The organism is Tepidibacter mesophilus (assembly GCF_002724055.1).
GTDB classification, from domain to species: Bacteria; Bacillota; Clostridia; order Peptostreptococcales; family Peptostreptococcaceae; genus Tepidibacter_A; species Tepidibacter_A mesophilus.
The window spans coordinates 80,379-91,007 of sequence record NZ_BDQY01000012.1; the positions used below are offsets into that span (position 1 = coordinate 80,379).

General features: G+C 28.1%; 5 protein-coding genes and 1 pseudogene. 5 read left to right on the top strand and 1 reads right to left on the bottom strand.

Features of this window, described 5'->3' with window-relative positions; all coding sequences use genetic code 11:
- The first annotated feature begins 19 nt into the window (after positions 1–19).
- The 5 genes and pseudogenes from Tmeso_RS09320 to Tmeso_RS09335 all read left to right on the top strand — a co-directional run bounded on the left by Tmeso_RS09320 (position 20) and on the right by Tmeso_RS09335 (position 9,972).
- Positions 20–7,234: an RHS repeat-associated core domain-containing protein gene (locus Tmeso_RS09320; RefSeq protein WP_099190500.1), complete on the top strand. Its 7,215-nt coding sequence runs from the start codon at positions 20–22 to the stop codon at positions 7,232–7,234.
- A 19-nt stretch (positions 7,235–7,253) separates the two neighbouring features.
- On the top strand, positions 7,254–7,523 hold the full coding sequence (locus Tmeso_RS09325) for a hypothetical protein (protein ID WP_099190502.1): 270 nt from the start codon (positions 7,254–7,256) through the stop codon (positions 7,521–7,523).
- A gap of 1,185 nt (positions 7,524–8,708) precedes the next feature.
- A pseudogene (locus Tmeso_RS17175) lies at positions 8,709–8,960 on the top strand (RHS repeat-associated core domain-containing protein); the annotation flags it as partial.
- Positions 8,961–9,200: 240 nt separating this feature from the next.
- Complete coding sequence (locus Tmeso_RS16715) at positions 9,201–9,488, top strand: hypothetical protein (protein ID WP_207653844.1); 288 nt, start codon at positions 9,201–9,203, stop codon at positions 9,486–9,488.
- Between the two features lie 16 nt (positions 9,489–9,504).
- Positions 9,505–9,972: an Imm30 family immunity protein gene (locus Tmeso_RS09335; RefSeq protein ID WP_099190504.1), complete on the top strand. Its 468-nt coding sequence runs from the start codon at positions 9,505–9,507 to the stop codon at positions 9,970–9,972.
- 440 nt (positions 9,973–10,412) lie between these two features.
- Here the strand turns inward: Tmeso_RS09335 and Tmeso_RS09340 are convergent.
- Positions 10,413–10,629 (bottom strand): IS3 family transposase (locus Tmeso_RS09340; protein ID WP_145993145.1); only part of this gene is annotated, 217 nt, incomplete at its 5' end.

Here is a 10,629-nt window from a genome sequence, read left to right on the forward strand (position 1 = left end):
ATCTTAAGGAGGTGAGGGTATGTTAGTTACTTATAAAGGATTCAAAATAGACTTGCCATATGATATTTTACAAATAGAATATATGTCTTTAGAAGAAAATATTAATGATCATATTTGTCTTAATTTAAGAATTTTAATAGAAGAAGATAAAGTATTTGAGTATATAAATGAAGAATCGTCTAATAAAAAAATTGTAGTATATGAATACAACAGACATATACAAAGAGAAGTACCAATTTTTCAAGGAAAAATTAAAAATGTAAAGATAAACTACCAAGATAATCTACACTTTTTAGAACTTTCGTGTATTTCTTTTACACATGACTTTGATATAAAAAAAGTAAGTCGTACATTTTGTGATTTAGAACTTACATACAATCAGGTTATTAAAGATATATTATCAGCATATCCTAAGAAAGATTTTCAGGATATGGCTACAAATAATACAAAAATAAATGATTTTTTGCTTCAGTATGAAGAGACGGATTGGCAATTTATAAAAAGACTTGCAACTCATTTTGAAGCTTTATTACTACCTGATGCTGCTGCGAGTTTTGGGAGAATATATTTTGGACTACCAAAAATAAACAATAATGTAGAAATTAGTGAAAATGATTACAGTATTATAAAAAATATTCAAAATTATAAAGAATATAAAAGTAGAAGTAAAACTCCTTTGATGCTTCAAGACTATACATCTTGGGAAATAGTAACGAATATAAGATTGTATCTAGGTGAAGAAGTAGTATTTAATAACGTACAATGTCAAGTAACAAAAGTATATATTTATACATACAAAGAAGAAATAAGGTATGCATACAACCTTCAAATTTCCAGTGGAGTAAAAAGTATATACACTGTGAATCCTAAAATATACGGTATGTCTATACCTGCTATCATTAAAGAAAGAAAAGGGAATAGTGTTAGAGTTCATTTTGAAGTAGACAATACTTATATTAAAAAACCAAATAATAAATTTTTCGCATATGCTCTTGAAAGTAGTTCATGGTATTGCATGCCAGTAGAAGGAAGTAAGGTACATATATATTTTCCAACTAATGATGAAAAAGAAGCTATAGCAGTACATTCAATAAGAAGTGCAAGTGGACAAGCAAAATATGCAGATAAAATAAGTAATCCTAATCATAAGTCATTTTCAAATACAACAGGAAGTGAGATGAAAATGACTGAAAATGATATTATATTTGCAGCTGATGATGCAAAAAATATAAGTTTGAAGCTTCAAAAAAGTGGCAATATAGATGTATCTGGTAAAAATATCACATTTTCTGCTAAAAGTATAGAACTGGGAGTAAGAAATCCTCCACCAAATTCTGATGTGGAGCCATTAAGACCTAAAAGCATAAAAATATCTGCAAAAGAAAGCTTTATGATTACAAGAAATGATTTCAATAATAGTATTAATTTAGAAGAAGAAACACATTTAATGGGAACGTTTATAAAAATTAATGCAACTGATAAAAATCCACCTATGATTTTAGCATCAGAATATGATCAAAGTGCACAAGATGCACAATTAATAGCTGAGTATAATGCAGGTGCTAAAAAAGAACTTGAAGATAAACTAAATGCTGGTAAATCGAAAATTGGATTTGGAGCAATGGCTATGGCAATAGGAGGAGCTGCTATTTTTGCAGCAGCAACAGTTCTTACAGGAGGACTAGCTATTGGTATTGCAGCCGCAGGTATAGCAGCTGTTGGTGTTGGAGCAAGTGAAACTAGTGAAGGAATGCAGGACTATACAAAAGCTCAAAGTGGAGATTTCTCTGAATCATATAACTTTATGAGAGATACTGTATGTGGAGGAAGAAAAGATATATATAATATAGTGAAATATGGATCCGTTATTATATCTGGATTGGGCGTGGCTGCTGCAGGAGGCGCGTGTATGGTAGTAGATAGCTTGCTTGATACAGGTATAAATACAGCCGTAGAAATGGGCATGGACTATATGGATGATGGAAAAATAAATAACGGAATAGAGTATTATGTAAAAAATGCATCAACTAATATAGCTATGGTATCATTTGGTGGAGCAACTAGCAAAAAGTTTGGATTTGACAAGATGACTAAAGGAAAGAAATGGGCAGCACAAACAGCACTAGACACTGGATTAGGAATGGTTGGAGATGTATCTGCAACAGGAGATACAAGCATCTGGGACAACTTAATAAGTTCAGGGGTAAGTAATAAAATAACTAATTCTATTTTCTCAGGAGACCCTGTAAATGTATCAACAGGAAGTTTATACATACCAGCTACAGACTTAGTATTACCTGATATCAATTCGGAATTTAAAATAGAAAGAAAATATAACTCAGTTAACAATAGAGTAGGTATATTAGGTAAGGGATGGACATTTAATTATGAAAGTAAATTGCATTTAGAAAAAGAAAGAGCTATATTACTTTGTACTGATGGTCATATAGAGATATTTTATAAAAATGATGACATATGGGAAAATTCAAAAGGGAAAAGTAATTTATATACCTTAAACTTTGATATTAATAAAAATATTTATAATATTATTGATAATCATAATAAATTAAAATACTTATACAATGAAGATGGACAACTTATAAAAATAATAGATAAAAATAAAAATGAAATCGTAATCAAATATGAAGGAAGCTCAATTAAGACTTTAAAAACATTCTCTAACTATATATTGAACTTTATATATAAAGACGGAAAAATAGTAGAAATAAAAGATGAATTAGGAAGAACCGTTCAATATAAGTATGAAGGAGATTACTTAACTCATGTAGTCCATGTAGATTATGGTATAACAAAATACGATTATGATAAACAAGGATATGTAAGTGCTATAACAGATCAAAATGGTAACACATATACTGTTAATGAATTTGACAATAAAGGAAGAGTTACATATCAAGAGTATTCAACTGAAGATACTTGTACCATTACTTATGATGATGCAAATAGAGAAACTAGTTTTTACTTTAGTGAAAGTAAAAGACTAGAAAAGTACAAGTATGATCAAAACTATTTAATTACTCATATATACTACGAAGATGGTACATATGAAGAATATGGATATGATAGTTATCAAAACAAAGTATTTGAAAAAGATAGAAATGGTCATATTACAAGAACAGAATACAATATATATGGAAATAAAGTAAAACAAGAACTTCCAAATGCGCTTATTGTTAATTACGAATACGATGAAAAACAAAACCTAATTAAAAAATCAGATAATAATGAGGGAGAAACACTATATACCTATAACACAAACGGAAATATTATAGAAGAGAAAAATAAAATAAATACAGGTCTGTGGCAAACAATAAAATACGAATATGACTCTTATTCTAGAGTTGTTAAAACTACAGATCCATTAGGAAATATCAAAAACTTTGAATATGAAAATGGGGAAAGAGTATTACCTCAACCAAGTAGTATAAAAGACAGTGAAAATAATATCTATGAATACACTTATGACAAAGTAGGAAGAAATACATCCATTATAACAGAATATGGAGAAGTAGAATTTGGATACAATAGACTAAATTATATAACATATATAAAAGATCCAAATGGTAGTATAACAAGAAAATACTATGACAAAATGGGTAATCTAACAAGACTCGTTACTCCAAATAACTATAATCCTAAATTTGATAATGGACAAGCATATGAGTATAAGTATGACAGCATGGATAAACTAATCCAAATAAAAGACCCACTTGGGAACACTATAAAGAATAAAAGAGATACGGAAGGTAACATAATAAAAGAAATAAATCCAAATTATTATGATTTTTTAAAAGATGACGGTATTGGAATAGTTTATGAATATGATAAAGGCAATCGAAAAATAAAAACAATATATCCAGACGGTGGAGTAGAAAGACTGTTTTACGATAGCCAAGGAAATATTATAAAACACATAACACCAGAGTACTATAACTCCGATACAGACGATGGATTAGGTTATACTTATGAGTATGACAGCATGAATAGACTAACAACAATAATAGACCCTAGCGGAGAAATAGAAAAGAAATATGAATATGACCTATATGGAAATATATCATGTGAAATAGATAAAGAAGAAAACACTACTTTATTTAAATATGATTTACTAGGAAACATACTTGAAAAAAGAGAACCAGTAGATAAAATAGATGAAGAAGTTAAATACAAAATAACTGTTTATGAGTATGATAAAAACTCAAATAAGATAAAAGAAAAACACGGAAAAGACCCAGTAAATCAAAAAGATTATCCTCTGTATTACCATGAAATACATTTTACATACGATAAAAATAATAGATTAACAGGTGTAAATGATAAGTACGGTGCAAAACTAGAATATAAATATGACTGCTTAAATAATAAGATATATGAAAAATTCAGAATAAACGATAACGCAAACAAAATAATCCACTATAAATACGACAATACAGGAAAACTAATAGAAAAGAAAGAAGAGATAGATGGAGAACATTTATTAGGAGCAGTAAAAGGTAAAACAGTCTTTGCTATAACAAAATATAGCTATGATAAAAATGGTAATATAACTAATATAACAACACCAAAAGGACACACTATAAATCGGGTATATGATGAAATAGATAGATTAACACAAGAAAATCAAACAGATAAAACTAATAATATACAAAGAAAATATGAATACCAATACGATAAAACAAGTAACATAATTAAAACAATAAATAACACTAACAATATAACAAAAGAATATATCTATGACAGCAAAAATAGACTAACACACTATATAAATGAATTAAAAAACACAACAAGACTATTCTATGATAAAAATGATAGAATAATAAAAGAAGTATTACCACAACAATATAATGAAAAAATAGATGATGGAGAAGGAACTACTTATAAATACAATATAAAAGGACAACTACTAGAAACTAAAAATCCATTAGGACAAACCATCGAAAAAAATGAATACGACTATAAAGGAAACAAAATATCAGTAGTAGACGGAGTAAACAATAAAGTAGAATATACCTATAATCTATTAGGTAACATAAAACAAATAATAACACCAAATAGTAAAAAACAAAACAAAGAAATACAAAAATATACATACGACATAAGGGGTAACATTACAGGAATATGTGATGGTAATGGAAACAACACTAAATACGAGCTAGATGACTGGGGTAGAATAATACAAATTGTAACAGCGGAAGGAACAGTAGAGAAATACACTTACGATTACGCAGGAAACATAACAAGCACCACAGACGCAAACGAAAATACAATTACATATGAATACAACAACTTTAATAAAGTAAGCAAAATAAAAGACCAAGAAGGATACAGCGAATATTTTTACTATGATGAAGAAGGAAATCAAGTAGAACACATAGATAGAAATGAGAACAAAGTCCTTTATGGTTACAATATAGACAATAACATAACCTTTAGAAAAGGATACAATAAAAATAACCAAAAAGGCATATATGAAGAATTCAAATATAACTTAGACGGAACACTAAACCTAGCAAAAGCAAATAACACAACATACACTTATAAATATACCAAAGATGGTAGACTAAAAAGTAAACATGCAAGTGGCAAAACTCTACTAGAATACCGCTATGACAAAAACGGAAACACAAAAACAATATCAGACATAACAGGCAAATCAACACACTATATATACGACCCAGCAAATAGAGTAAAAGAAATATTAGACAGTAAATCTAATACATTAGCACAATATACATACAACCCAAATGATAGCATAAAATCTATTTTATACGGTAACGGTATATCAACAAACTACACATATGATGAAGAACAAAATATATCAAGCCTCATAACAAAAACATCAAAAGGTGAAACACTCGTAGACTATAACTACAAACACGATCTAAATGGAAATACACTTGAAAAAGTAGGAACTAAACACCAAACATATTACACATATGATAGCTTAAATAGACTTACAAGTGCTAAATACGATAACAAAAAAGAAAGATTTACCTATGACAATGTAGGAAATAGACTAACAAAAACAACCGATACAGGTATAGCAAAATATACATATAACGTAAAAAATCAACTTATAACCTTAGCTGCAACTCAAGAGCTAACAAACTTTTATTATGATAAACAAGGAAATACAATAAAAGAAGAAACCCCACAAGGCTCAAACATCTACGAATATAATACCTTCAATCAACAAACAAAAGCTATAACAAAAGAAGGAAACACCCTAATAAGTAGATACGATGCCTTAGGACTAAGAACAGAAATAGAAGAAAATGAAAAACTAACAAAATTCATTTTCCATAAACAAAATATCCTAGTAGAACTAGACGAACAAGATAACCAAATATCACGCTTTGCAAGAGGATATGAAATAATATCAAGTGATATTAAAGATAACACTTACTATTACCAACAAGATGAACAAGGAAGTACACTGTACATAACAGATAACAATGAAAATGTACAAAATCATTACCACTATGATGTATTTGGAGTTATACTAGAAAGTGAAGAAAATATTTCAAATCGAATTACCTATACAGGACAGCAATATGATAGTATAACTCAACAATATTACCTAAGGGCAAGATACTATAATCCTATAATAGGAAGATTTACACAAGAAGATGTATATCGTGGAGATGGACTAAATTTATATGCATATTGTAGTAATAACCCTGTAGTTTATTATGATCCAAGTGGGTATAAATGTAGTATAAATAAAGAACGGGCTTCTGCCAATAGGAATACTAATGTTACTAGTAAAGATGATTTCATTGAAGTATATCATGGAACTAATTATAAAGGAGCAAAATCAATAAAGAAAAGTGGTATAGATATAAGTACATACAGAAGTACTACTGACTTTGGAAAAGGATTTTATGTTACACGTAAAAAGAACCAAGCAATTAAGTGGGTTAAAAGAAAGTTTAGGGGTAATGGAGAAGTATTGGTATTTAAAGTACCAAAATTAGAGTTTAATGAACTAAATGGAAAGGTATTTGATTCTGCAAATATTGATTGGGAAGAATTTATAAAACATAATAGGTTAGGAGGAGAACTTCATAAGTATGACTTTGTAGAGGGACCTATGCTAGCTAATCCTACTACATTTATAGATGATGGAAAACTAGAGTCATTTGGTAATCAAATTTCTGTACATACAGATAAAGCTATTGAACTTTTAAATAAAAGCTTACAGAATAAGTAATTAGAATGGAGGATAATAAATGAGTAAATTTGTTTTTAGGACTGATAAAAAATCAGAAGAATTTTGTATATCAATTGTTTATGAAATGAAAAAGTTATTTAAAATTACAGAAGAAGAAGCAATAGAAAGAATAAATTGGTTTTGGTCAAATGAAGAAGCTATTGAAGGTTATGATATAATATATCATGAAACAGCCGAGTTTTGGGCTAAGGAAATTTGCTATGGACATGATTCTGAATGGTGGGCTAAAGAAGGAAAAGAAGACATTAAAATTATACCATTTCCATAAGAATATATTTAGGAAGAATATTTTTATTTTTTAATTAAAGATATCAAAATATAAATAATCACAAACCCCCCTCTAATACAAAGTGAATACATAAGTTTTTCTTATTATTTAATTTTGTAGTTTTCAAGGTGAAATTGATTTTAAAATCTGTTAAGAAATTTTGACTGTTTGAGCGATAGCGAGTTTCAAAATTTTAAGATTTTAAAATCAATGAGCCTATGAAAAGTAAAAATTAAATAAGGAAAAACGTTGTATTCATTTGTGTTAGAGGGTGATAAAGAACAAAAATAAAGATAACAGTATGGTTTTTGTGTTTTTTTAAATTTAAGCAACTACCTAATTTCTTAAGGTGAAGCCTCTCATCAGATTTTTCATTTCTCTAAACAAATCTTTTTATAAAATCTCTTGTAAAAACAACTAACTCAAAATAGGAAAATAAATGCTAGTCAATAAAAAGCAATATCTCATCACAATATATATAATCTAAATTATAGTATTAAATCTATAATATACGCTAACGGCACATCAATAAATTATACATATGATAAAGATCAAAATATATCAAGCCTCATAACAAAAACATCAAAAGGTGAAATAATTGTAGACTATAACTACAAACACGATTTAAATGGAAATACACTTGAAAAAGTAGGAACTAAACACCAAACATATTACACATACGATAGTCTAAATAGACTTACAAGTGCTAAATACGATAACAAAAAAGAAAGCTTTACCTATGATAACGTAGGAAATAGACTAATAAAAACAACCGATATAGGCATAGAAAAATATACATATAACGTAAAAAATCAACTGACAACCTTAGTTACAACCCAAGGCTTAACAAGTTTCTATTATGATAAACAAGGAAATACAATAAAAGAAGAAACCCCACAAGGCTCAAACATCTACAAATACAATGCCTTAAATCAACAAACAAAAGCTATAACAAAAGAAGGAAACACCCTAATAAGTAGATACGATGCCTTAGGACTAAGAACAGAAATAGAAGAAAATGAAAAACTAGCAAAATTCATTTTCCATAAACAAAATATCCTAGTAGAACTAGACGAACAAGATAATCAAATATCACGCTTTGCAAGAGGATATGAAATAATATCAAGTGATATTAAAGATAACACTTACTATTACCAACAAGATGAACAAGGAAGTACACTGTACATAACAGATAACAATGAAAATGTACAAAACCATTACCACTACGATGCATTTGGAGTTATACTAGAAAGTGAAGAAAATCTGGAAAATCGAATCACCTATACAGGACAGCAATATGATAGTATAACCCAACAATATTACCTAAGGGCAAGATACTATAATCCTATAATAGGAAGATTTACACAAGAAGATGTATATCGTGGAGATGGACTGAATTTATATGCATATTGTAGTAATAACCCTGTACTTTATTATGATCCAAGTGGGTATAAATGCAGTATAAATAAAGAAAGAGCCTCTGCAGATAATCTTGAATATGAAAAGATAAAAAGTGAACTTAAAAAAGAATATGAAGTATTTGTTGAAAACAAAAGAAAGAATATACCTCAAACTAGTAATACTTTACTTGATGATGAGCTAACATTCGGAGCTTATGGAAAGCTAGGAAAACCAGGAGATGATCTTACTGGACACCATATGCCAGCTAATCAATTTATGAAAAGTAAAAATAATATAAAAATGAGACAAAGTTTGGCAATGAATTTAGAACAATATTCACCGGGTGTAGGAGGAAGACATAGAAGAACCTTTACATATGGATTTGGTGGAAATAGAAAAAATTTATATATGGCTTTATCAAATAGAGATGCATTGGCGTTTGATATATGGGATACACGAAGAATTTTAATAGAAGATGGATTGTACAATAAAGAAACTAGAAAAATACTTAGAGAATATATAGAAATGTCTAAAAATGTTTTTCCCGATATTTTTAAAAAGTAATTAGGAGGAATATAGTATGTTAAAGAAAGAAGTTCAAACACTTAAAGAAATAAAATTTTTAGATAACGAAGGAGATTTAGAAACTTTTGAAAAAATAATCAATAAATTAGCATATGAAGAAGATGTTAATCTTATTAAAGATTTATGTGAGATATTTGATGATGAAGTATCTTCTATAGAAGGTTTAGATTTAGTAAGTGATACGATATTCTATATATCAGATAGGATAGGCAAAAGAAAAGGATTATTAGAACTCTTAAGAGGTTTCAAACTTATGTTTCCGCACGCAGAAGAATGGATACTAATTATTAATATTAGAATTTTAAACAGTGAAATTTGGACAAAAGAATATAAAAGAGCCATACATGAATTAAATAATTCTGAAAAAAAAATAATAGTTGATATACTTGAAGAAATAAAAAGTTATGAATCTGAGTATATAGAAAAATTTAACGAAATAATATCTGAACTATTGAAAAAATAAAATATTTTTAGATTAAAAACTAGACAATGTTATAATAACTGAAAAATTATGAATGTAATTCTATACATTAAAGCATTAACATATAAATAAGCACAAAATACCCCTAATACAAAGTGAATACATAAGTTTTTCTTATTATTTAATTTTATAGTTTTCAAGGTGAAATTGATTTTAAAATCTGTTAAGAAATTTTGACTGTTTGAGCGATAGCGAGTTTCAAAATTTTAAGATTTTAAAATCAATGAGCCTATGAAAAGTAAAAATTAAATAAGGAAAAACGTTGTATTCATTTGGATTAGAGGGGGATAAGGAACTAAAATAAAGATAACAGAATGATTTTTGTGATTTTTTAAATTTAAGCAATTACCTCATTTCTTAAGGCAAAGCCACTCAGCTGATTTTTCATTTCTTTAAACAAACCTTTGGATTGTCAACACTTTTTAGGACACTTTTTTGTCGGACATCAATAACCTATATTCTATAGGGCTAAGGTAATCTAATGACCCGTGTATTCTGTGATTGTTATACCGATTTACATAATCAAATAATTCATATTCTAGTTGTTCGAAATTTTCAAATATTTTATTGAAAGCAAATTCAGTTTTTATAACCTTAAATGTAGCTTCTGCTACGGCATTATCATAAGGGCATCCTTTT

Bases quoted from the DNA above. Each gene is read 5' to 3' on its own strand.
- Tmeso_RS09325 (WP_099190502.1), top strand. From the start codon at position 7,254: ATGAGTAAATTTGTTTTTAGGACTGATAAAAAATCAGAAGAATTTTGT.
- Tmeso_RS09335 (WP_099190504.1), top strand. From the start codon at position 9,505: ATGTTAAAGAAAGAAGTTCAAACACTTAAAGAAATAAAATTTTTAGAT.
- Tmeso_RS16715 (WP_207653844.1), top strand. From the start codon at position 9,201: ATGAAAAGTAAAAATAATATAAAAATGAGACAAAGTTTGGCAATGAAT.
- Tmeso_RS09320 (WP_099190500.1), top strand. From the start codon at position 20: ATGTTAGTTACTTATAAAGGATTCAAAATAGACTTGCCATATGATATT.